This is a genomic window from Streptomyces solicamelliae (assembly GCF_045348655.1).
GTDB classification, from domain to species: Bacteria; Actinomycetota; Actinomycetes; order Streptomycetales; family Streptomycetaceae; genus Streptomyces; species Streptomyces solicamelliae.
The window spans coordinates 1,889,005-1,911,605 of sequence record NZ_CP160404.1; the positions used below are offsets into that span (position 1 = coordinate 1,889,005).

Genomic DNA, 22,601 nt, shown 5'->3' on the forward strand with positions numbered 1-22,601 from the left:
GCGGCTTTCGCGGGTCCTGCTTTTGCGCCGCCCCTTAGGCCGCAGCGCCGGAGAAGCGGGAGGTAGTGCTAGAACGGGCACATGAAGGGACTTTCCGGACTCGGTCGCGCCCTGCGCGTCGTGCTGAACGTCCGCACCGCGGCCGGGCAGGTGTTCGCGCTGCAGATCGTGATCGTGGTGCTGCTGGTCGCGGCCGGGGTGGTGGCGCTGGCGGTCCAGGCGGCTCGCGAAGGCACGCAGGAGGCGGAACGCCGATCGGTGACGGCGGCCGAGACGTTCGCGAACGCCCCCGGCACAGCCCTGGCCCTGAAGGGCGACGACCCCACGGCAATCCTGCAGCCGCGCGCCGAAGCGGCCCGGAAGCAGTCGGGCGTGGACTTCATCGTCGTCATGGACCGGGAGGGAACCCGCTACACGTACCCCGATCCCCGCTTCATCGGGGAGAAGTTCGTCGGGACCATCGCCCCCGCGCTGGAAGGGCGGACCATCGTCGAGCGGGCCGGCGGGCCGCCGCTGCCCGGGGGCGGTGAGGGCGCGGCCGTCCAGGCGGTGGCCCCGGTGAAGGACGCGAGCGGTGCAGTGGTCGGCCTGGTGTCCGCCGGGATCACCGTGGAGAACGCCGGCGACCAGGTCGAGCAGCAACTCCCGATCATCCTGGGCGCCGGTATGGCGGCGCTCGTGCTGTCCACGACCGGGACGGTCCTGGTGACCAGGCGGCTGGGGAGGCAGACGCACGGCCTCGCCCCGGCCGACATGACCCGGATGTACGAGCACCACGACGCCGTGCTGCACGCCGTGCGGGAGGGCGTGGTGATCATCCGCGCCGACGGACGGATCGTACTGGCCAACGACGAGGCGCAGCGGCTCCTCGACCTGCCGCCGGACGCGGAGCAGCGCCAGGTGGAGGAGCTGGGTCTCGACGGCGAGACCGCGCGGCTGCTGACCTCGGCCGAACCGGTCACCGACACGGTGCATCTGGCCGGAGACCGGCTGCTGGCGGTGAACACCCGGCCCACCGCTCCGTACGGGGGTCAGCCCGGCTGGGTGGTGACCCTGCGGGACACCACGGAGCTGGCGGCGGTCACCGGCCGGGCCGAAGTGGCCAGGGAACGGCTGAAGCTGCTGTACGACGCGGGGCTGCGGGTCGGAACGACGCTGGATGTGGTGCGGACGGCGGAGGAGCTGGCGGAGGTGGCCGTGCCGCGCTTCGCCGACATCGCCGTCGTGGATCTGCTGGACGTGGTGGTGCGGGGTCAGGAGCCGGCGCGGGAGACGGGGCGGCGGATGCGCCGTACGGCCGTCAGCGGGATGCCGGAGGATCTACCGCTGTACCCGGTCGGGGAACCGGTCACCTTTCTGCCCGCGACTCCGCAGATGCGGGCGCTGACGCAAGGCCGGGCGGTCCTGGCGGGCGATCTGCGGCGGGCGCGGGAGTGGCAGGAGCAGGACCCGGAGCGGACCCGGGAAGTCCTCGGCCACGGGGTGCACTCGCTGGTGACGGTGCCGTTGCAGGCGCGGGGCGTGCTGCTGGGGATGGTCAGTCTCTTCCGGGGAGGGGACTCGCCGGCGTTCGAGGAGGAGGATCTGTTCTTCGCGGAGGAACTGGCGGCACGGGCGGCGCTGGCCGTCGAGAACGCCCGCCGCTTCACCCGGGAACATGCGACGGCGGTGACGCTGCAGCGCAGCCTGCTGCCCCGCGGGCTGCCGGAGCTGGATGCCCTGGAGGTCGCCTGGCGGTATCTCCCGGCGGAGGCCGGCGTGGGCGGCGACTGGTTCGACGTCATCCCCCTGCCCGGCGCCCGGGTGGCACTGGTGGTCGGCGACGTGGTCGGTCACGGCCTGCACGCGGCGGCGACGATGGGCCGGCTGCGCACTGCCGTGCACAACTTCTCCGCCCTGGACCTGCCGCCCGACGAGCTGCTGGCGCACCTGGACGACCTGGTCACCCGCATCGACAGCGAGGAGAGCGAAAGCGCCGGCGCGGGCCCGGAGGGCGAGGAGGGCGAGGAGGGCGAGGGCGTCACGGGGGCGAGTTGTCTGTACGCGGTCTACGACTCCGTGACGGGACTGTGCACGATGGCCCGGGCCGGACACCCGGGGCCGGCGGTGCTCTACCCGGACGGGACGATCGCGTACCCGGAGGTGCCGGCCTCGCCGCCGCTCGGCGTGGGCGGCCATCCCTTCGAGACCGCCCGGCTGAGCCTGCCCGAGGGCTCCCGGCTGGTGCTGTTCACCGACGGGCTGGTGGAGAACCGGGACAAGGACGTCGGCACCGGCCTGGCCCTGCTGAGCGAGGCGCTGCGGGCGGCGGCGGAACGCACTCCGGACGAGATCTGCCAGGCGGTGATCGAGGTGACGCAGCCCGCGCACCCGTCCGACGATGTCGCCCTGCTGGTGGCGCGGACCCGGCTGCTGTCTCCCTCGAAGGTGGCGGAGTGGGAGGTGTCCTCCGATCCCTCGGCGGTCGCTCCGGTACGGGGCGAGGCCGGGGCCCGGTTGCGGGAGTGGGGCCTGGAGGAGATCGGGTTCACGACGGAGCTGATCCTCAGTGAGCTGGTCACCAACGCCATCCGATACGGGGCGCCGCCGGTGCGGGTGCGGCTGTTGTGCGACCGCGTCCTGACCTGCGAGGTGTTCGACGGCTCCAACACCTCCCCGCGCCTGCGCCGGGCCGAGACCACCGACGAGGGCGGGCGGGGGCTGTTCCTGGTCGCACAGTGCGCACAGCGGTGGGGCACGCGCTACACGACGCGCGGCAAGGTCATCTGGAGCGAACAGCCGCTGCATGACGGGACATCCGATGCTTTCCGGCCATGATCTGAGGAACAGACGGAAAACTTTCGGACGTACCTACGAGTAGGCGTTTCACGCTCTGCAACTGATCGATAGCGTGACGTCGTCGCTGCCGCCACACCCGGAGCACTGGGCTCCGCTGGGACTAGTGGCGCGATGGGGAAGATTCGCACGTGACTCAGGCGGCTTTCGCCCCTGCCGAGACGCTCAGACTCCAGCCTTACACCGACCACTGCCGTGTCATCGCCGACGAAGGCGCACACGTGGTCATAGGCGTCTCACCGGGGAACAGCTATTTCACGGCCCAGCGACTGCGCGAGCTGACGCGCTGGGGGTTGGATCACTTCGATCAGGTCGATCTCGTCTACACCGATCTGCATGTCGCGGACATGTACGAGGCGTTGGGGTACGGGGCCGACGAGGCACGGCGGAAGGCCGTCAAGAATCTGCGGGGGGTACGGGCGAAGGTCTCGGCGGCCGCCGAGGAGGCCGATCCGACGGGGGTACGGGTCCGGGCGCGGGGGATGTCGGAGTTCGGCGACGTCCCGGCGTACCGGGAGCTGCACCGGGAGGTTCTGGCGGCGGTCGACGCCGATCCCGTGGTGCGGGAGACCTGCGACGCGCTGACCGGGATCTTCCTGGCCGGGAAGCTGGCGCCGGGGCAGGAGACCGACGAGCGGCAGCGGGAGGTGTGCCGGGCGTACATCTGCGCCGAGGTGCCGCTGTTCCTGGACACCCCCGCGATCCTCGGGGTGCCGTCCTCGCTCAACTGCTATCACCAGGCGCTGCCGTTGGCCGATCTGCTCTACGGCCGGGGGGCGGGCCTGCGGGCCTCGCGCAACCAGGGGCACGGCATTCTCACGCCCGTCGGTACGAACGAAGGAGACGCGCGATGAGCGTCGCTGTCGAGACCCTGCCCGCGTTCCCCTTCGACTGGAACGGGACCCGGCTGCCCGCCGAGCTCGACGCGCTGCGCGCCGAGCCGGTGCGGAAGGTGCGGACGATCGCGGGGGCGGAGGCCTGGCTGGTCTCGTCGTACGAGCTGTGCCGGCGGGTCCTCGAGGACCCGCGGTTCAGCCTGAAGGACACCTCGGCACCGGGGGCGCCGCGCCAGTACGCGCTGACGATCCCGCCGCACGTGGTGAACAACATGGGCAACATCACCGGCGCCGGGCTGCGCAAGGCCGTCATGAAGGCCATCAACCCGAAGGCGCCCGGCCTGGAGGAGTGGCTGCGGGAGCGGGCCGGGCAGCTGCTCGACGTGCTGGTCGCCGAGGGAGCGCCCGGGGATCTGCGGAGCGGGTTCGCCGATCCGTACTCGTCGGGGCTGCACTGCCGGATGCTCGGCATCCCGGAGGAGGACGGGCCGCGGCTGCTGCGCAGCCTGGACGTGGCGTTCATGAACGCGCCGCGCGCGATCGAGGCGGCCGGGCTGCACTGGGACCGGGACATCGCCTATATGACCGAGCGGCTGGACGATCCGGCGACCGGCGGGCTGATGGCGGAGCTCGCGGCGCTGCGGGACGACCCGGACTACGCGCATCTGACGGACGAGATGCTGGCGACGGTCGGCGTGACGCTGTTCGGCGCGGGGGTGATCTCCACCGCCGGCTTCCTGACGATGGCGCTGGTGTCGGTGCTGACCCGGGAGGACGTGCGGGAGGCGCTGACCGCCGGGGGCGGCGGGCGTGGCGTCGCGGGGGCGATGGACGAGCTGCTGCGGGTCAACCTGTCGATCGGCGACGGGCTGCCGCGGCTGGCGACGGAGGACGTGACGCTGGGCGGGGTCGACGTACGGGCCGGTGAGCTGGTGCTCGTCCTCGTCGAGGCGGCGAACCACGATCCGGCGCACTTCTCCGACCCGTTGGCGTTCCGGCCGGAGCGGGAGAACGCCGCGGACCATCTGTCCTTCGGCGGCGGCCGGCACTACTGCCCGGCGACCGCGCTGGGCAAGCGGCACGCGGAACTCGCCCTGGAGACCGTCCTCGAACGGCTGCCGGGGCTGCGGCTGGCGGTGCCGGTGGAGCAGTTGGTGTGGCGCACCAACTTCATGAAGCGGCTGCCGGAACGGCTGCCGGTGGCCTGGTAGCAGGGATGGCGCGGGGTGCGCTCCGTACCGGGCCTGCCCGGTACGGAGCGCACCCGTCGCTCAGCGGCGCAGGAGTGTGCGGACCATGCGGCAGGTGATGCCGGACGGGGCGTGCATGCCGATGCGGTCGGCGGTGGTGCGTATCGTGGCGTCGTCCGCCTGGGAGGGCGCGTAGACGCCCGAGTCCATCAGCGCGATCGTGAGGCGCATGGCCTTGAGGCGGCGGTTGTGGGTGATGTACCACTCGCGGGGCAGACCCGCCGGGAGCGGCTTCTTCGTGAGGGGCTTCCAGGCTTCGAGGGGCAGCGTCGTACGGGTGGCGACAGCCATGCGGCGACCTCCTGGCGCAGGGGGGCGGGGGCCCTCCCCGGGACCCTCGCTTATGCCTCCATTTTAGTGCCCCCCACTGACAATCGTCCCTGGCCAGACGGGCTTTGAGGGCGCATTCGAGGGGGCGCCGGGGGTACCGTTGCGGGCATGGAGATCTGGATCAATCCCGCCTGTTCGAAGTGCCGCAGCGCGATCAGTCTGCTGGACGCGGAGGGCGCCGAGTACACCGTGCGCCGCTACCTGGAGGAGGTGCCGACGGAGGACGAGATCCGGGCGGTCCTCGACCGGCTCGGCCTGGAGCCCTGGGACATCACCCGCACCCAGGAGGCCGACGCCAAGGAGCTCGGGCTGAAGGAGTGGGGCCGGGACGCGGCGGACCGCGACCGCTGGATCGCGGCGCTGTCGGCACACCCGAAGCTGATCCAGCGCCCCATCATCACCGCGGACGACGGCACGGCCGTGGTGGCGCGGTCGGAGGAGGCGGTCCGGGACGCGCTGGGACGCTAGGCCGGCGACGGGCAACGGAAGTGACTGCGGCTCCGGTTGAGCAGAAGCGGTGGGCTACTCGTACGTAACGGCACACGGAACCGAGAGGAGCCCGACGTGTCACGCAAGAGGACGCTCAGCCGGAAGAAGAAGGTCGCGCTGCTGGCCGGTGCGGCCGCGCTGGTCGGCGGGACGGCGGTGGTGATGACCGGGACCAGCCAGGCGTCGGTCGCCTGCGACGGACTGGCCGGCGCGCTCGCCAACAACGAGAGGTTCATCGCCGACCAGCGGGCCAACCCCGACGCCCTGTCCCAGGCCCGGATCGTCAACCGGGAGGCGGTGATCGCCGAGATCCGGCGCAAGCAGGCGGCCTCGGGCTGCGAGGTCACGGGCGCCCAGCCCCCGGCCGCACAGCCCCCGGCCGCGCAACCGCCCGCCGCCCAGCCCCCGGCGGAGGAGCCGCCCGCCCAGGCCGAGCCGCCCGCCCAGGCCCAACCCCCCGCCGCCGGCGGCGACGTCGTCTGCGCGGGGTCCACCGTCACCCTGTCCGGCGAGGCCGGGGCGCCCGCCGCGTCCAGCAACCAGTTCCCGCTGGGCACCAAGCTGAAGGTCACCAACCTGGACAACACCAAGTCGACGACCGTGGAGGTCACCTCCGTGTCCGGCAGCTGCGTGCTGCTCAACAACGCGGCCTTCGAGCAGGTCCGCGAGCCCGGCAAGTTCCTGATCCGCAAGGCCCGCATCGAGCGCGTGGGCTGACCGGGGTCCCCCACCCCGACGGTGCCGCGGCGCGCACGGCACCGTCCCAGGGCGAAATCCCGTACGGCCCGTCCCTCCCCCGGTGTTACCTTGGCCCCGCCGGCCGCGGGACTCCGGTGCGACTTCCGGGACCTGCCTTTGAAGCAACGTTTTCGCTGTTCGTGCCCCCATTCCCCGGCCGGCCTCCGTACATCCGACTCCGGGGGGAACCATGTCGGAGACGATCACCGATCTCGTCGCCGCCGAGGACGTGCTGCTCTTCGTCAACGCGGCCGTCACCGCCACCGGCCAGCGCGAGTTCCGTTCCTCCGCCGCCGAGCAGCGGCTGTCGCTCGCCTTCCTCCACGAGTACGTACGGGTCAACTACCGTCCCCTGTACGCCTCCTGCCTCGCCCTCGACATCAACGACCACAACGCGGCGCTGATCGCCGAGCACCTGCTGCGCACCCCGCACGAGGGCGGCGCGGACGAGGGCCGGCTGATCGCGGCCCGGCTCGCGCTGCTGCCGCCCCAGCGGGTGTACCGGCTGTTCGGCGCGCTGCGCACCGCGAAGGTCAACAACCGCCGCACCCGCGCGATCATGCGCGACTGGCTGGCCGCCCGGCCCGACCTGGGCCTGGACGCGGTGAAGTACCGCACCGGGCTGAAGACCGCCGTCCGGCACCTGCACCTGACGCCCGGCCCCGAGACCGGCGACTTCCTGTTCGCGCCGCGCCGCCGGGCCCGCTACGACCACCCGCTGCTCGACGCGTACCGCCGCGCCCACCACGACCAGCGGGCGGTGTACGAGCTGCCGTTCACCGTCGCGGAGGGCTTCGCCGCCAAGCACGGCGTACCGCGCGCGGTGTTCCTGGAGCGGATCGCGCCCCGGATGACCCGCCTGGAGCGGCTGCGCACCCAGCGTGGCGCGCGGGCTCGCGCCGATCTTTCCACGATGCCGCTGACCCGGCTCGCGCTGTACGTCCTCGCGCTCCCCTTCGAGGAGCGTGCGGCCCGGCGCGCCGAGCTGACCGGCGCCCTGCGCGCCGCCGCGCTGCGGGCGGCGGGGCCGCAGGCCGGGACCTGGGGCCGGGTCGCGGCGGTCCTCGACGACAGCTACTCGTCGTCCGGTTCGGGCGTGAAGCGCCGCCGCCCGCTCGCCGTGGCGCTCGGCTGCCACTACCTGCTGGAGGCGCTGGCGGAGTCGTACACCGTGCGCTGGACGTCGGGCGGCACCGATCCGCTGCTGGTCCGCCCGCACGGGCCGACCCCGCTGGGCCTGCGGATCCTGGACGCCCTCGAGGCCCCCGGCCCGGCCCCGGACCGGCTGGTGATCGTCTCGGACGGCTGGGACAACGCCCCGCCGGGGCTCGCCGGCGAGGTGCTGCGGGTGTGGCGCGGCCGGCTCGACCCGGAGCGCCGCACCGCCGCCGTGCATCTGAACCCCGTATACGACGCGGGCGGCTTCGACGTGCGCCGGCTGGCGCCGAGCGTGCCGACGGCCGGGGTGCGCGACGCGGAGGACCTGCCGGCGCTGGTGGAGATCGCGCAGTTCGCGGAGGGCCGGACGGGTCTCGCGGAGCTGCGGGCCCATCTGGACCGCCGGGTCGAGCTGTTCCTGAAGGAGGCCGGCGCATGACCCGGATCGACCTGACCGGTCTGGAGACGCGCCCCGCGCAGGTGTGGGGCGGGGTCCGGCTGGTCCCGCTGGTGCGGGCGGAGCCGGTGTCCGGGCTGCGGCTGCACCGCGAGGTGTACGGGCGGCAGGCGCACCTCGCGGACGTCGTGGACGTCGGCGACGGCACGGCGTACACCTCGTACATCCCGCACGGCTTCGTCGCGGACTGGACCGGCAACGCCGGCGACGGGGACGCGGCGCGCGAGTCGGCGGCGTACGGCACCCGGCTCGGCGGCGAGCCCGAGACCGTCCCGGTGGTCCGCGGCGTGCACCACCGGCTGGCGAAGCGCAAGCGGGGGAAGGGCGGCGGCCGGGCCGAGTCCCGGCTGCGGTTCCTGCCGCTGCACCTGGCCCTGGAGGGCTATCTGGCGCTGCACTTCGGCGGGCCGTCGGTGGTGTGGGAGGAGTGGTCGCGGCAGGCGGTGCGCGAGGGCCTGTCGCCGCGCGCGGAGGCCGCGTACGCGGGCTGGTCGGTGCCGGGGCTGGGCGAGGCGCTGCGGGTGTTCGAGATCCATCCGGGGCAGTGCGGACTGCTGCTGTACGTCGCGGACGCGCTGGCCGCCGCCTTCGTCGTCCCGCACCCGGACGACTACCGGCTCCTGCACCCCACCCTGGTGGAGGACCTGTACGGGGAGCTGGTCCACCAGTACGCGTACTACGGCGCCCCCGTGCCCGAGTTCACCGCCCGGATCCGGGACGCGGCGGGCGGTGTGCGCAGCCTGGCCGATCTGCGGGCGGCGGCGGTCGCCCAGGAACGCGGGTGGGCCGAGGCGCACGACGGGCTGATGGCGCGGGACCTCCTGGAGACCTCGTACCGCTTCGAGCGGGTGTACCGGATGGACGGCTTCGAGCTGCTGCGTTTCGTGCCGCCGTTCGCGCGGGGCGGGGCGGAGCAGCACATCGGCGAGCTGATCCGCGACCACAAGGGGCGCGCGGCGTACCTGAAGACCTTCCGGCTGTCCGAGAACCAGATCCGGCGGGGCTATCTGCTGCAGCGGCTGGCGGACTGCGACTGGCACCTCGGCCGGACCGCGGAGGCCCTCGGGACCTCGTACCAGGAGCTCGTCCGGCGGATCCACCGCGCGGGATTCGGATCGCTGATCAACGCGCACGAGGTCGCACGGAGGTTGCGCGCGTCACAGGAAGGCTGAGTAACACGGGGTTCACAAACGGGCAACCGACGGGAAATCCCGTGTTGCCAAGCTGCGCGCATACCGCGTCTCTCGCAGCGCCGCGAGCCGCAGCCAGCAGACCCGCACGCCCAAAGGATGAGACCCGTGACCTTCAAGGCTGAGTACATCTGGATCGACGGCACCGAGCCGACCGCGAAGCTCCGCTCCAAGACGAAGATAGTGACGAGCGGCGGCGCGACCCTCGCCGAGCTTCCCATCTGGGGCTTCGACGGATCCAGCACGAACCAGGCCGAAGGTCACGCCTCGGACCGCGTCCTCAAGCCGGTCTTCGTCTGCCCGGACCCGATCCGCGGCGGCGAGGACGTCCTGGTCCTGTGCGAGGTCCTGAACACGGACATGACCCCGCACTCCTCCAACACCCGCGCCGCCCTCGTGGAGACCTACGAGAAGTACGCCGCGCAGGAGCCGATCTTCGGCATCGAGCAGGAGTACACCTTCTTCGACGGCGAGCGCCCGCTCGGCTTCCCGGTCGGCGGCTTCCCGGCCCCGCAGGGCGGCTACTACTGCGGCGTCGGCGCGGACGAGATCTTCGGCCGTGACGTCGTCGAGGCGCACCTGGAGAACTGCCTGAAGGCGGGCCTGGGCATCTCCGGCATCAACGCCGAGGTCATGCCGGGTCAGTGGGAGTTCCAGGTCGGCCCGCTGGCGCCGCTCGAGGTCTCCGACCAGATGTGGGTGGCCCGCTGGCTGCTCTACCGCACCGCCGAGGACTTCAACGTCTCCGCGACCCTGGACCCGAAGCCGGTCAAGGGCGACTGGAACGGCGCGGGCGCGCACACCAACTTCTCCACCAAGGCGATGCGCGAGGGCTACGACGCGATCATCACCGCCTGCGAGTCGCTGGGCGAGGGCTCGAAGCCGCTCGACCACGTCAAGAACTACGGCGCCGGCATCGACGACCGCCTGACCGGTCTGCACGAGACCGCCCCGTGGGACAAGTACTCCTACGGCGTCTCCGACCGCGGCGCCTCGGTCCGTATCCCGTGGCAGGTCGAGCAGGACCAGAAGGGCTACATCGAGGACCGCCGTCCGAACGCGAACGTGGACCCGTACACGGTGACCCGCCTGCTGGTGGACACCTGCTGCGAGGCCCTGGCGAAGGCCGGCCAGGTCTGATCCGCAGCACGGCTTCCTGCCTGAGCGCCCCCGTCGGGAACGACGGGGGCGTTCTCGTGCCCGCTGTCAGTGACCGCGTCCACAGTCGTTGTCAGTGCGCTCTGCCACAGTGAGGGCATGCTCGACATCACGGTCAGGACCGAGAACCGGCAGAAGCACGTGCGGGTCTCGGAGGACACACTGCGCGATCTGGCGCTGCGGATCGGTGCGGACGGCGACCGCTTCCTCGTCGTCCAGCGAATCCCGGACATACCGGACGAGTTCATCCAGGTGTGGCACGAGGACGGCGGCGGCTTCCAGCTGGAGCACCGGGCGGGCGCGCCGGATCGGCACTACGTGACGGAGGGCGGCGACGCGCGGAAGGTGGCCGCGGTGATGGCCCGTTGGGCGCGCCGCGAGGTCGCCTGGGACCGCGGGCTCGGCTGGCAGCCGGCGGACCTGCCGCTGCCGGATCCGGTGGAGGAGCTGGACGCCGAGGTGGGGGACGTGGTGGAGGAGCGGGTCCGGGAGCTGCTCCGCTGCGGGTACGACGACCGGGAGTGGCTGACCGAGACGGCGGAGGAGTACCTGGTCGACGGCGAGGTCCGGCCGGTGAGCCGGGCACAGGCGGCGGCGCTGGTGGACCGGCTGTGGCTGGAGCGGGTGGCGGAGTCGGCGGACTGGGTGGGCGTCACGTATCCGGAGCGGATCACGGCCGCCTTCCGGGCGCTGGACGGCGCGGGGATCACCGCCCGGGAGAACTTCACCTGCTGCCGGAACTGCGGGACGGCGGAGATCGGCGGCGAGGGCGACGACGACGCCCGCGGCTTCGTCTACTTCCACGCCCAGTGCACCGAGGGCGTGGCGAACGGCGGCCCGCTGTTCCTGCTGTACGGCGGCTTCGACGGCACCGCGGAGTCGTCCGCGGAGGTGGGCCGGGAGGTGGCCGAGGCGCTGCGCGGGCAGGGCCTGACGGTGGAGTGGGACGGCTCCCCGGAGTCGTCGATCCAGGTCACCGGGCTCGACTGGCGCAAGCGGCTGACGGGCTGACGAGGCGTCCGGTGGGTGGAAGGGGGCTGCGCGGAACGATTCCCTCCTGGTTTAATAGGGATATGGCCCGCATCCAGAACGACACCGCTTCGAGGCGCTTCGACCTCGAGCCGTTCTGGCCTTCCCGGCAGCACCACGACTTCGACCGGTGCTGTCGGCGCGTGAGGAACGCGTCGGCCCTCTAAAGCCCCGACCGGATCCGTGTCCGGTCCCCCGGGCCTTCGGCCGACGCGCAGGACGCATGACGTACGACGACCACCGTCCGTCCGTGACTCGCGCGAAAGAGCTGACTTCTCATGGCCCACACCCAGGCTGCCCCCTTCACCGCCCCCACCCGTCCCCGTCTCCGTGCCGTCGCCCCCGACGAGGTCGACGGTCTCGCCCAGGTCGCCGAGTACCTGCCGCCCGGAGCGACGCTCCTGCCCGCGCCGCCGCAGTCCCTGCCCACGCTGCCCGGCCGGCCGCCGATGGTCGGCTATCTGGTGCTCGTACCGGCCGACGGACAGCGGCCGCCCGCATCGCCCGCCGCGGAGCCGGCCGGCCCGGTGACCGTCGACACCTCCGAGCGGCTGGCCCGCGTCGACGGCAGGGTCCTCGATCTGACGTACCTGGAGTTCGAGCTCCTGGCCCATCTGGTGACGCACCCGCACCGGGTGCACACCCGCGACCATCTGGTCACGACGGTCTGGGGCTACGGCCATGTCGGCGACGGCCGGACCGTGGACGTCCATGTGGCCCGGCTCCGCCGCAAGCTGGGCGAACACCGCCGCACGATCCAGACCGTGCGGCGGGTCGGCTACAAGTACATCCCCTGAGCTACGCCTCGCGACGGGCCCGGGCCCGCGCCATCAGGCCGAGGAGGACGTCGACGGCCAGGAACACCAGCAGGCTGATGCCGAGCATCGGCACGAACCAGCCCACCAGGGCCGTCCCGGCGAGCAGCGGCAGCAGCATCGTCGGCGGAACCTTCCGCCACGCGCCGCGCGCGACGGGACGGCCGGGCCGGCGCAGCCACCACATGCGGTAGCCCCAGACGATCAGCAGGATCAGCGCGAGCGCGAGGGCGGCGAGCGCCAGCTGGTTGGCGAGGCCGAGGAACACACCGGTGTGGGCGTCGATGCCGAACCGGGTCAGCTTCGCGAGCAACGGGTAGTCCGCGAACCGCAGCTGGTCCATGACGGCACCGTCGGCGGGGTTCACGGCCACCGAGTCCAGGTGGACGGGGAACTGCGTGTCGGTCTGCTTGACCACGTACGCCTTGCCCTCGGCGGGCAGGGTCACCGCGATCCGGCCGTCGACGCCGGCCTCGCGGGCGGCGGCGACCACCTTGTCGATGCCGACGTCGGGGCCGGTGGCGGCCTGGGCCGGCGCTCCGCCGCCGTGGCCGGCGTGGCCCTCGTGGCCGGTCGTCCCCTCGCCGGTCCCGGCACCGATGACCGCGGAGACGGCCGGGGTCGCGCCGCCGAGCTGGGAGCGGACCGCGTCGATGTTCTCGCCCGCCCAGCGCGACCAGGTCAGACCGGTGGCGGAGAGCAGGACGAGACCGGTGACCGCCCAGAGGCCCACCGCACCGTGCCAGGACAGCGTGCGGCGGCGGGACTTGGGGCCCCGCTCGGGCAGGAACAGCTCGCGCCTCGCCCTGCGGCGGCGGCCGATCCAGAGGGCGAGCCCGCCGAGCGCCACCACCCACAGCCAGCTGGCGGCCAGCTCGCTGTAGTTGCGGCCGAGTTCGCCGAGGTGCAGATCGCGGTGGAGTTCGTCGAGCCAGGTACGCAGCGGCAGCGCGCCCGAACTGCCGTAGCTGGGCAGCTGTCCGCGGACCTCGGCGGTGTACGGGTCGACGAAGACGGCGAGGGAGGTGCCCTCCTTCACGGACGGGTCGGCCATCAGGACCCGGGTGGTCGCGCCGGGCTCCGCCGAAGGCCAGACCGCCGTGACGGTGCCGCCCGGGTTGACCTTCTTCGCCGCGTGGACCTGCTGCGAGAGCGGGACGGTGCGCTCGCCCACGGGGACGGTCAGCTCGTGCGCGTACACGACCTTCTCGGCCTGGAAGGAGAGGGCGTAGAGCAGGCCGCTGGTCGCGGCGACGAGGAGCAGCGGGGCGACGAGGACGCCCGCGTAGAAGTGCAGGCGCAGGACGAGGGGGCGCAGGGCGCTCCAGGCGGATCTGCCGCCGGGGGTCTCGGCCGGCCCGTCGGCGTCGGGGGTGGGATCGGTTGTGGGGTCGGCGGCCGTTTCCGGGCGCACGGAACCGTCAAGTGTCATGACTGTCCTCGGAGTCGAGGTCGACAGGGGGAAGACCCCCGGGTCAGACGTGTGCTCCGAGGGCCGTGGCGCGGGGTGTGGTCAGCCGGGGCGGGCCGCGCCGGGACAGGGCGTGGGCGAGGACGACGCCGTGCAGCCGGCGGGCGCGGGGCCGCGGGCGCACGGGGCGCGGCGGCTCGGGGACCCGGATGCGGGCGACGGCGAGAAGCAGCCGCAGCGGCGTGAAGGCGGCCGCGCCGGCGGTGCGGGCGAGGGCGAACAGCGCGGCCTCGCCGCGGGCCAGCCAGAGCCCGCAGATCACGGCGGCGAGGAGGTGCGCCGCGGTCATGCCGAGCGGGCCGTGCCCGGCGGCAACGCTCATCTCCACACCCGCGCCCATGCCCGTCCCCGCGTGGGAGGCATGGGCGAGAGGGGCGTCGTGCCCCTGACCGGCCGAGAAGATCGTGTGCAGCGCGGTCTGCACGGCGAGGAGTCCGGCACCGATCGCGGGGGTCCCCCGCCGCCGGCCGCAGCAGGCCCAGGCGAGCACGCCCGTCACCGCGAAGGCGAGGCCGAGGGAACGGACCGGTATGCCGTGCGCGGACATGGACGAATGCCCCACCGCGGCCAACGACACGCATACGGCCGCGAAGAGCGCGGCGCGCAGGGCCCGTATCGGCGAGCGGGAATTCGTCATGATGGCCATATGGTGTCACCCCGCCGCCGGACGCGGGAGACCGCCCGCACCCGGCCCGCACCCCACCCGGACTCCGCCCGCGCACCTCCCTCCGCACACCGATCCCGGGAGACGTTGAACGCCACGGGCGCCCCGTCCGTATGGAGGCCCATGGGAAGGACTCGCAAACGTTCTACACTCGCGCGCCGGGCGATCGCCGCGTCGGCCGCACTGGTTCTGGGCGGTGGCGGCCTCGTGGCCCTCAACGCCTACGCGTCGGCCGGACAGGGATGGAACAGCAATCCGTCCCCGTCCGCGCCCACGATGTCCACCATCGACTGCCCGGACGTGGGCGCCGAGCTGACCGAGGTGCCCCAGGGGGTACGGAGCGACGTCGACCGTGAACTGGCCACGCTGGACGGCCAGATCACCGTGGCGTACCAGCGGTTCGCGGAGAACCGCGAGCGGATCGCGGAAGATCCGCAGTTCGCCGAGCAGCAGATCCTGAAGCCGCTGGAGAACGAACGGCTGGTGATCCTGCAGCGGATCGTCGCGCTCATCGACCGGGAGGGCGAACCGCCGAGGCAGATCGAGCGGATGGCTCCGTGCACGCTGCAGGCCGATGACGAGAAGGGCGGCGGAAACGACGGAGGTGACGGCGGCGGCAACGGACAGGGTTCGGGCCAGGCGGGGAACGGGCCCGAGGCGTCCGACTTCGTCGACATCACCACCGTCCAGCCGAACGTGAAGCGGCCCCGGGTGCGCAGCGGCGCGTCCCGCGGCTCGTTCACGACGAACTGCGGCCGCAACGAGAACGGGAAGTTCAACCCGGACAACGTGATCGTCGCGCCGGGCGTGAGCAACGGCGCCCACCACATGCACGACTACGTCGGCAACCAGGCGAACGACGCCTTCGCGAGCGACGAGGACCTGGCCGACGGGGCGACCACCTGCCGCAACCAGGGCGACCGGTCCACCTACTACTGGCCGGTGCTGCGCCTGCAGAACGGCCAGAACGAGGCGGACGCGCAGGCGGACGGCGGCGGCAACGACCAGAACGTCGGCGAGATCCAGACGCCGGCGCAGGTCACGCTGAAGTTCGAGGGCAGCCCGGTCTCGAAGGTGACGGCGATGCCGCGGTTCCTGCGGATCATCACCGGTGACGCGAAGGCGCAGACCAACGGCAACGGCAACGCCAACGCGTCGTGGTCGTGCACCGGGTTCGAGGACCGGCAGCTGAAGGACAAGTACCCGATCTGTCCCGAGGGCAGCAAGGTCGTCCGGACGTTCAAGTTCCAGAGCTGCTGGGACGGTCAGAACACCGACAGTGCGAACCACCGCACCCATGTGGCGTTCGCGGACCGCGGCGGGCGCTGCCAGAACGGCTTCCGGGCGATTCCGCAGCTGGTGCAGCGGATCGTGTACGACGTGCCGCCGGGGCCCGGCTTCGCGGTGGACTCGTTCCCGGAGCAGCTGCACAAGCCGGTCACCGATCACGGCGACTTCATCAACGTCTTCGACGAGCGGCTGATGCGGCGCATGGTGGACTGCCTGAACCAGGGTCGCCGTTGCGCCTAGTCCAGTCAGCCCTGACGGTTCAGTGATGCGAGCCGTGGGAACTCTGCGGCCGGTGCGGCGCGGCGGTCTCGACCGTCCCGCCGAGCCGGCCGCGTACGGCTGTCACGGTGTCCTCGTCGCCGGAGACCACCCAGCGGCGGCCGACGAGGTACGAACCGCCGTAGTCCTTGGCCTGGTTGATCCATTCGCGCTGGCCGCGGTCGGTGGCGAAGGTGAGCAGCACGTACGTGCCGTCGTCCGTGGCGCAGGACGCCTGGCGGAGCTCGGCCGTGTCGGCGCGGACGTCCGGCTTCGCACACCGGGCCCGTTCGGCGAGCTGCTCCAGGCTGCCGCTCGCCTCCTGCGGAACGTCCGGTTCCCCGGCCCCGCATCCCATCAGCATCGCGGCCAGAAGGGCCGCCGTCACCGCGCTTCGCTGCGTCTGCATGGGGTCATCGTGCCGGGTCGAGGGGGCGTTCGGGGGCCGAACACCAGGACTGGTACGACCCGATCCATTACGGTTTCGTATGGAAAAGGACGTTACGTACGAGAAGAGACGCCGATGCCCGCCATCCCCGCCACCACCGTGGCCAACCTCCGCGATCTGGGGACGCTGCCGCTCGCCGGGGGCCGGGCGGTCCGGCCGGGGCTGGTCTTCCGGTCCGGGCAGCTGGACCGTCTCGAGGCGGCGGACGGGGTGGTGAGCGCGCTGGGCATCCGGACGGTGGTGGACTTCCGCACCGACCGGGAGCGGGCGGACCGGCCGGACCGGCCCCTGCCGGGCAGCCGGGTGGTGGTCGCGGACGTGCTGGCGGACCATCTGGCGGCCAGCGGGCTGCCGCCGGCGGCCCGGCTGAAGCAACTGCTCGGCGACCCGGCGCTGGCGGAGCAGCACCTGGGCGGAGGCAGGGTGCGGCGGGCCTTCGAGAAGACCTACCGGGCGTTCGTGACCACGGACTCGGCGCGGGCCTCGTACCGCGCGTTCCTGACGGAGCTGGCGGACCCGGCGGCGGCGCCGCTGCTGTTCCACTGCACGGCGGGCAAGGACCGCACCGGCTGGGCGGCGGCGGTCCTGCTGTCGCTGCTGGGCGCGGACGAGGAGACGGTGCGGACGGAGTACCTGTCGGTGAACCCGGCGGTCCGGCAGGCGTTCGCGCCGCTGGTGGAGGGGTTCACCGCGCAGGGCGGCGACCCGGAACTGGCCCTTGCGATCATCGGCGTGGCGCCGGAGTACCTGGCGGCGGCCCTGGACGAGGTCGCGGTGCGGCACGGCTCGATGGAGAAGTACGTCCGGGAGGGCCTGGGCGTCACGGACGAGCAGGCGGAACGTATCCGCGGACGTCTGATCGCCTGACCCGCACACATCAAAGAACAGGGTGACCATCGCATCAATCGCTCGTTCTGCTGAATGTGAGCACCCAGGAAGCCGACACCTCCTCCCCCGGCGGGACCCCGGCCCACGGTCCGCTCGACGTCGAGCAGGCCGAGGCCGCCCTCGTCGAGCACTATCCGCGGCTGGTGCGGATCGCCTATCTCGTGCTGCCGGCGGCGCTCGGGCGGAACCGGCGGGTGCTCGCGGCCCACGCGCTGGTGCAGCGCTCGCTGCCGCGCCGCCGGCCGACCGGGGCCCCGCTGCCGAAGCAGCGGCGGGCGGAGGACGCGGTCGACCCGGGGTACGCGTACGTGCGCGGCGAGGTGCTGCGGCGCGCGCTGCGGCACCGGTCCCGGAGGCCCGCCCTGCTGCCGCGGATCTGGGGGCTGCGGGTCTTCCCCCGGGCCGGCGGCACCGACGAACTGGCCCTGGACCAGCGGCTGTCGGAGCTCACCGCGGCCGGCCGGGCGGCGTACGTGCTGCGCGGCCTGGAGCGGCAGGGCGACGCCGAGGCGCGCCGGGTGCTGGCCGCCGCCGGGGTGTCCGACACGAGGACGGCACTGGCCGAGGCGGACTCCGTGGAGGGCATGCACGCGCTCCTGGAGTCGCCGGAGTTCGACCCGTGCGCGCTGCAGGCCCGGCCGACGGACCTGATGCGGCGGCGCCAGCACGGCCGGGCCGCGCTGGCCGCGGCCGTCGCCACCCTGGTCTGCGGCGCGCTGCTCGGGCTGCCGGGCGACGGCTGGGGCCCGGCCGGCGCGGCGGCCCCCTCGTACGCGCGCAACCCGGCGTCCGAGGCGGCGCTCGATCCGGGGCAGCTGCGCCGGGTCGACCCGGCGGTCTGGCGCAGTTCGGCCCGTACGGACTTCTCCGTCTGGCCCGCGCGCGGCGGCCTGACCGGCGACAGCGCGCTGCTGCGCCGGGCGCTCGCGGTCTGGGCGCGGCCGGGCCAGCGGGTGCACGCCTCGGCGACGCCGGGGACGCCGCCGGGCCCGCCGATGGGGCCGGCGCAGCTGCTGTTCGCGGGCGAGGTGGACGGCTCGCGGGTGGTGCTGTTCCACGACGGGCTGCGGGCGGTGCGGTACGCGGAGCCGGTCGACGGCACGGGCGGCCCGTCGCTCGACTTCGCCCGCACGGACGGCGCGGACGCGGCCGGCTCGGCGGCCCTGGTGCTCACCCGCACCTCCGCGAACGTCCGCTACCTGACGGCCCCCTGGGTCCGGACGACCGCGTCGCGGGACCTGCTGCGCCCGGCGAAGCCGGTCCTGCCCCTGGCCCTGGACGGGTACGGCGTGACGGACCCGATGCTGAGCCCGGCGCAGGCCAGGGACTGCTCGGCGTGGCCGGTGCTGCAGCTGCGCGACGAGCGGGGCGAGCGGCTGTACGCGGACCTGGGCGAGCTGGCCCCGGCCCGGCTGACCTGGGGCGCGCCCGGCGCGCCGGGGGACGTGACCGGGCGGGCGGCGCGCGAGTCCTGGGCCCGTACGGCCTGCCTGCTGCCGACGGTGCGCTCGCACGGGGTGCGGTCGGTGAACTCCTGGCAGTACGCGGAGCAGCGGCTGCCCGCCGGGGGCGGCCGGGCGGCCTGGCTGTGCACCCGAGCGGAGACCTGGCGGGGCACGGGTGCGCGGGTGCTGGCCCAGTTCCAGGCCCCGGGCGCGACGACCGGCGCCCTCGCGGCCCGCTCGGAGGTCTCCCCGGCGTGCGGCCCGCGCGAGCCGCGGGTGCTGGCGGGCGTGCTGTGGCAGGCCCGTACCGGCCAGTGGTACGTGCTGGCCGCCGGCACCCGGGACTTCGTCTCGCTGACGACCACGGGCGGGGTCGAGGCCCGGCGCGGGGGCCGGCTGCTGGCGGTCGAGGCCGAGCGCGGGGTGCGCGCCCAGCTCGTCGGGAAGCTGGCGAACGGGATGCGGGTGGCCGCGCTGAGGTGAGGAGCGGGGGCAGGGGCGGAGGCGGACACCTCAGGGTGATCATGGACGGAGACCTCACGTCTCCCGTACGAAATCCCCCTGCACACCTCTGTTGACGCGACCTTACTTCTCAGTACATTGACAGCATGTCTAATACGCAGCCTGCACCGGTGGCGTCGGAGCACATCGAGCTCAAGGCCCGCAAGGTCTCCTTCGACTGGCGCGAGACCCCGCTCCACTGGGTACCCGGCGACCCGTTCACCACCCACACCATCAACGTGCTGCACCTGCTGCTGCCCGCGGGCGAGCGCTGGTTCATCCACGTGTACAAGCAGGTGCTCCCGTACATCACCGACGACCGGCTGCGCGAGGACGTCATCGGCTTCATCGGCCAGGAGGCCGTGCACTCCCAGGCCCACGACGACGTGCTGCCGCGGCTGAAGGAACTGGGCCTCGACCCCACGCCGTACACCGCGCAGGTCGACTGGTTCTTCGAGAAGCTGCTCGGCGACAAGACCCTGCCGCCGGGCCGGCCGCGCCGCTGGTGGCTGATGGAACGGGTGGCGCTGATCGCCGCGATCGAGCACTACACCGCCTTCCTCGGCAACTGGGTGCTCAACGCCGACGAGCTGGACCGGCGCGGCTGCGACCCGGCCATGCTGGACCTGCTGCGCTGGCACGGCGCGGAGGAGGTCGAGCACCGCTCCGTCGCCTTCGAGCTGTTCATGCACCTCGACGGCGGCTACCGGCGCCGGGTGCGCACCTGGGCGCTGGCCTTCAGCGCGCTGGTCTTCTTCTGGCAGCGCGGCGCCCGGTTCTTCATGGAGAACGACCCGACCCTGCTCGACGGCAAGGCGTCCGTCGGCCAGTTCGTCCGCAAGGGCCGCGAGGGCGTCCTGCCCTCCACCCCCGACATGCTGCGCTCCATCCCCCGCTACCTCAGCAGGGACTACCACCCCTCGCAGGAGGGCGACACCGAGCAGGCGGCCGCCTACCTGGCCGGTTCCCCCGGCGCCAACGGAGGCCGCTGACCATGCCCCGACTGCGTACCGTCGTCCTGGTCGCCGGGGCGGCGCTGCTCGCCAAGCGGGCGATGCGCCGGCGTATCCAGCACTCCCCGCTCTGGCCCCTGCCCACCCTCGACGAGCCGATATCCGGCCGCGGCCGGAACACCACCGTCCCGCGCATGGTCCTCGTCACCGCGCGCACCTCGCCCGCCGAGGGCGTCGTCGAACTGCGCCTGGAGGGCGCCGGACTGCCCGCCTGGCAGCCGGGCGCGCACCTCGACCTCGTGCTGCCGTCCGGCCTGGTCCGCCAGTACTCGCTCTGCGGCGACCCGGCCGACTCCGGCGCGTACACCGTCGCCACCCGCCTGATCGGGGCGGAGCAGGGCGGCCGGGGCGGCTCGGCGGAGGTGCACGAACAGCTCCACGAGGGCGTCGAGCTGGAGATCCGGGGGCCGCGCAACCGCTTCCCGCTGGTCGACGCCTCGTCGTACGTGTTCGTGGCCGGCGGCATCGGCATCACGCCGGTCCTGTCGATGGTCCGCGCGGCCGCGGCGGCGGGCGCCGACTGGCGGCTGCTGTACTGCGGGCGGAGCCGGGCGACCATGCCGTACCTCGACGAGGTCGAACGCCTCGGCGCGGACCGGACCACCGTGTGCGCCGAGGACGAGTCCGGCCTGCCGGACCTGGGGTTCCTCGCCGACGTGCCGGCGGAGACCGAGGTGTACTGCTGCGGGCCCGACGGTCTGATGGACGCGGTGGGCGCGGCGCTGCCCGAGGGCCGTACCCCGCGGCTCGAGCGCTTCTCGGCGGCCGCGACGGCCGGCGGCACCGCGTTCGAGGTCGAACTGCGGCGCTCCGGGCGGACGGTGAAGGTCCCGGCGGACCGGTCGGTGCTGGCCGCGGTCCGGGAGGAGATCCCGGACGTCTCGTACTCCTGCGAGCAGGGCTTCTGCGGCACCTGCCAACAGCGGGTGCTCGCGGGCGAGGTCGACCACCGGGACGAGCTGCTCACCGACGCGGAGCGCGACGACTCGATGCTGATCTGCGTCTCGCGCTGCGCGGGCGAGCGGCTCGTGCTCGACCTGTGAGCCGCTAGGGGGTGTCTGACGCCGCTACGCCGCGGGGAATCGTCAGACGCCCCCTAGGGCAGGATCAGCCAGTCGGCGGCCAGCGCGGCGAGCAGGCCGCCGGCGAGCAGCCAGGTGCCCAGGCGGGTGCGGCCGTTGCGGGAGAGCTCGATGACGACGCCGCACAGGATCATCGCGAGGCCGTAGACGCCGACGACGAGGACGGAGGTTCGGCTGGCCAGCCGGACCACCAGGACCACCGCCATGGCCACCAGCAGCACGGAGGCGACGGCCACCCGCAGCCGCCGCGCCTGCTTGGGGGTCATCCCGGCCGCCGACTCGCCCTCGTCGGGCGCGTCGTCGGCGGGGACGTCCGCGCCGTCGGAGGACTCCTCCTCGGTGGAGGGCTCCACATCGGGCGAGGCCGCCTCGTCGGCGGAGGACTTCTGGTCGGCGGAGGTCTCCCGGTCCGCAGAGGTCTTCCCCTCCGCGGTCTCCGGGTCCTTGGTGTCCAGGTCGGCCGTGCCCTCGGCGGCCGTGGCCTGATCGTCGGAAGCGCTCATGTGGTGGGAGCGTAATGGACGCCCGTTAGGCTGTTCGCATGACGACCGGGGTACGGCGCAGGATGGGCGTCGAGGAGCGCAGACAGCAACTCATCGGGGTGGCACTGGAACTGTTCAGCCACCGCTCCCCCGACGAGGTCTCCATCGACGAGATCGCCGCCGCCGCCGGGATCTCGCGGCCGCTGGTCTACCACTACTTCCCCGGCAAACAGAGCCTGTACGAGGCGGCCCTGCGCCGGGCCGCGGACGAGCTCGCGGGCCGCTTCCTGGAGCCGCCGCACGGCCCGTTGGGGGCCAGGCTGCTGCGGGTGATGGGCCGGTTCTTCGACTTCGTCGACGAGCACGGCCCCGGTTTCGCGGCGCTGATGCGCGGCGGCCCGGCGGTCGGCTCGTCCACCACCAACGCGATGATCGACGAGGTGCGGCAGGCCGCGTACGAGCAGATCCTGGCCCATCTGGAGATCGAGAGGCCGTCCGCCCGGATGGAGTTGGTGGTCCGCTCCTGGGTGTCGCTGGCGGAGTCCACGGCGCTGCTGTGGCTGGACGGGCGGCGGGTGCCGCGCGGCGAGCTGGAGCTGCAGCTGGTGCACGACTTCGCGGCGCTGACCGCGGTCAGCGCCGCGTACGACGCGGAGACGGCCGACATACTCGTCCGCATGCTCGCGGACGAGCCGGCCGACGGGCCCTTCGGGGACCTCGTCGGCCGGCTCGTGGAACTCGCCCCGCGAGTCCCGGCCCAGCGCCTGCGCTAGA

General features: G+C 73.2%; 21 protein-coding genes. 16 read left to right on the plus strand and 5 right to left on the minus strand.

Translation table 11 applies throughout. The features are described 5' to 3' along the window. Positions 1–81 precede the first annotated feature (81 nt). From ABZO31_RS08730 to ABZO31_RS08740, 3 genes are all read left to right on the plus strand, one after another. The gene (locus ABZO31_RS08730; protein ID WP_406860533.1) at positions 82–2,817 is read left to right on the plus strand and encodes a SpoIIE family protein phosphatase; all 2,736 of its coding nucleotides are present in this window, start codon (positions 82–84) and stop codon (positions 2,815–2,817) included. A 149-nt stretch (positions 2,818–2,966) separates the two neighbouring features. After that, positions 2,967–3,689, plus strand: coding sequence for a tRNA-dependent cyclodipeptide synthase (locus ABZO31_RS08735; RefSeq protein WP_406860534.1), 723 nt, complete (start codon positions 2,967–2,969; stop codon positions 3,687–3,689). After that, on the plus strand, positions 3,686–4,882 hold the full coding sequence (locus ABZO31_RS08740; RefSeq protein WP_406860535.1) for a cytochrome P450: 1,197 nt from the start codon (positions 3,686–3,688) through the stop codon (positions 4,880–4,882). The genes ABZO31_RS08735 and ABZO31_RS08740 overlap by 4 nt, the downstream gene beginning before the upstream one ends. A gap of 60 nt (positions 4,883–4,942) precedes the next feature. Here ABZO31_RS08740 and ABZO31_RS08745 read toward each other — a convergent pair whose 3' ends face one another. After that, on the minus strand, positions 4,943–5,212 hold the full coding sequence (locus tag ABZO31_RS08745) for a hypothetical protein (RefSeq protein ID WP_406860536.1): 270 nt from the start codon (positions 5,210–5,212) through the stop codon (positions 4,943–4,945). Positions 5,213–5,359: 147 nt separating this feature from the next. Between ABZO31_RS08745 and ABZO31_RS08750 the strand changes: the two genes are divergently transcribed. The 7 genes from ABZO31_RS08750 (at position 5,360) to ABZO31_RS08780 (ending at position 12,267) form a co-directional block, all read left to right on the plus strand. Continuing rightward, positions 5,360–5,719 carry an arsenate reductase family protein gene (locus tag ABZO31_RS08750; protein WP_406860537.1) on the plus strand — a complete coding sequence of 120 codons (360 nt, stop codon included), beginning with the start codon at positions 5,360–5,362 and terminating at the stop codon, positions 5,717–5,719. A gap of 96 nt (positions 5,720–5,815) precedes the next feature. Beyond that, positions 5,816–6,457: a hypothetical protein gene (locus tag ABZO31_RS08755; protein ID WP_406860538.1), complete on the plus strand. Its 642-nt coding sequence runs from the start codon at positions 5,816–5,818 to the stop codon at positions 6,455–6,457. A gap of 211 nt (positions 6,458–6,668) precedes the next feature. Beyond that, positions 6,669–8,075, plus strand: a complete 1,407-nt coding sequence (locus tag ABZO31_RS08760; RefSeq protein ID WP_406860539.1) for a hypothetical protein — start codon at positions 6,669–6,671, stop codon at positions 8,073–8,075. After that, positions 8,072–9,265, plus strand: coding sequence for an ARPP-2 domain-containing protein (locus ABZO31_RS08765; protein WP_406860540.1), 1,194 nt, complete (start codon positions 8,072–8,074; stop codon positions 9,263–9,265). The genes ABZO31_RS08760 and ABZO31_RS08765 overlap by 4 nt, the downstream gene beginning before the upstream one ends. 126 nt (positions 9,266–9,391) lie before the next feature. After that, positions 9,392–10,423, plus strand: coding sequence for a glutamine synthetase (glnII, locus tag ABZO31_RS08770; RefSeq protein ID WP_393649487.1), 1,032 nt, complete (start codon positions 9,392–9,394; stop codon positions 10,421–10,423). 117 nt (positions 10,424–10,540) lie between these two features. Continuing rightward, positions 10,541–11,452 (plus strand): DUF6891 domain-containing protein, encoded by a 912-nt coding sequence (locus ABZO31_RS08775; RefSeq protein ID WP_406860541.1) that lies wholly within the window; start codon positions 10,541–10,543, stop codon positions 11,450–11,452. A 296-nt stretch (positions 11,453–11,748) separates the two neighbouring features. Next, entirely contained in the window at positions 11,749–12,267 is a 519-nt protein-coding gene (locus ABZO31_RS08780; RefSeq protein WP_406860542.1) for a winged helix-turn-helix domain-containing protein, read from the plus strand. A 1-nt stretch (position 12,268) separates the two neighbouring features. Here ABZO31_RS08780 and ABZO31_RS08785 read toward each other — a convergent pair whose 3' ends face one another. Together ABZO31_RS08785 and ABZO31_RS08790 are read right to left on the minus strand one after the other, a co-directional pair. Beyond that, positions 12,269–13,717, minus strand: coding sequence for a PepSY-associated TM helix domain-containing protein (locus ABZO31_RS08785; RefSeq protein WP_406860543.1), 1,449 nt, complete (start codon positions 13,715–13,717; stop codon positions 12,269–12,271). Between the two features lie 43 nt (positions 13,718–13,760). Beyond that, a complete protein-coding gene (locus ABZO31_RS08790) occupies positions 13,761–14,393 on the minus strand; it encodes a hypothetical protein (protein ID WP_406860544.1) in 633 nt (210 codons plus the stop codon). A gap of 150 nt (positions 14,394–14,543) precedes the next feature. Here ABZO31_RS08790 and ABZO31_RS08795 point away from each other — a divergent pair, with 150 nt between their 5' ends. Beyond that, positions 14,544–15,950 (plus strand): DUF1996 domain-containing protein, encoded by a 1,407-nt coding sequence (locus ABZO31_RS08795; RefSeq protein WP_406860545.1) that lies wholly within the window; start codon positions 14,544–14,546, stop codon positions 15,948–15,950. A gap of 19 nt (positions 15,951–15,969) precedes the next feature. Here ABZO31_RS08795 and ABZO31_RS08800 read toward each other — a convergent pair whose 3' ends face one another. Then, positions 15,970–16,377, minus strand: a complete 408-nt coding sequence (locus tag ABZO31_RS08800; protein ID WP_406860546.1) for a hypothetical protein — start codon at positions 16,375–16,377, stop codon at positions 15,970–15,972. A 114-nt stretch (positions 16,378–16,491) separates the two neighbouring features. On the opposite strand from ABZO31_RS08800, the gene ABZO31_RS08805 reads away from it, so the two are divergent. The 4 genes from ABZO31_RS08805 to ABZO31_RS08820 all read left to right on the plus strand — a co-directional run bounded on the left by ABZO31_RS08805 (position 16,492) and on the right by ABZO31_RS08820 (position 21,306). After that, a complete protein-coding gene (locus ABZO31_RS08805) occupies positions 16,492–17,283 on the plus strand; it encodes a tyrosine-protein phosphatase (protein ID WP_406860547.1) in 792 nt (263 codons plus the stop codon). Positions 17,284–17,339: 56 nt separating this feature from the next. Continuing rightward, positions 17,340–19,232: a hypothetical protein gene (locus tag ABZO31_RS08810; protein WP_406860548.1), complete on the plus strand. Its 1,893-nt coding sequence runs from the start codon at positions 17,340–17,342 to the stop codon at positions 19,230–19,232. Positions 19,233–19,357: 125 nt separating this feature from the next. Continuing rightward, positions 19,358–20,242, plus strand: a complete 885-nt coding sequence (locus ABZO31_RS08815) for a metal-dependent hydrolase (protein WP_406860549.1) — start codon at positions 19,358–19,360, stop codon at positions 20,240–20,242. Continuing rightward, entirely contained in the window at positions 20,239–21,306 is a 1,068-nt protein-coding gene (locus ABZO31_RS08820; RefSeq protein ID WP_406865297.1) for a PDR/VanB family oxidoreductase, read from the plus strand. The genes ABZO31_RS08815 and ABZO31_RS08820 overlap by 4 nt, the downstream gene beginning before the upstream one ends. Positions 21,307–21,359: 53 nt before the next feature. Here ABZO31_RS08820 and ABZO31_RS08825 read toward each other — a convergent pair whose 3' ends face one another. Then, on the minus strand, positions 21,360–21,848 hold the full coding sequence (locus ABZO31_RS08825; RefSeq protein ID WP_406860550.1) for a hypothetical protein: 489 nt from the start codon (positions 21,846–21,848) through the stop codon (positions 21,360–21,362). 38 nt (positions 21,849–21,886) lie between these two features. Between ABZO31_RS08825 and ABZO31_RS08830 the strand changes: the two genes are divergently transcribed. After that, positions 21,887–22,600, plus strand: coding sequence for a TetR/AcrR family transcriptional regulator (locus ABZO31_RS08830; protein ID WP_406860551.1), 714 nt, complete (start codon positions 21,887–21,889; stop codon positions 22,598–22,600). Position 22,601 lies beyond the last annotated feature (1 nt).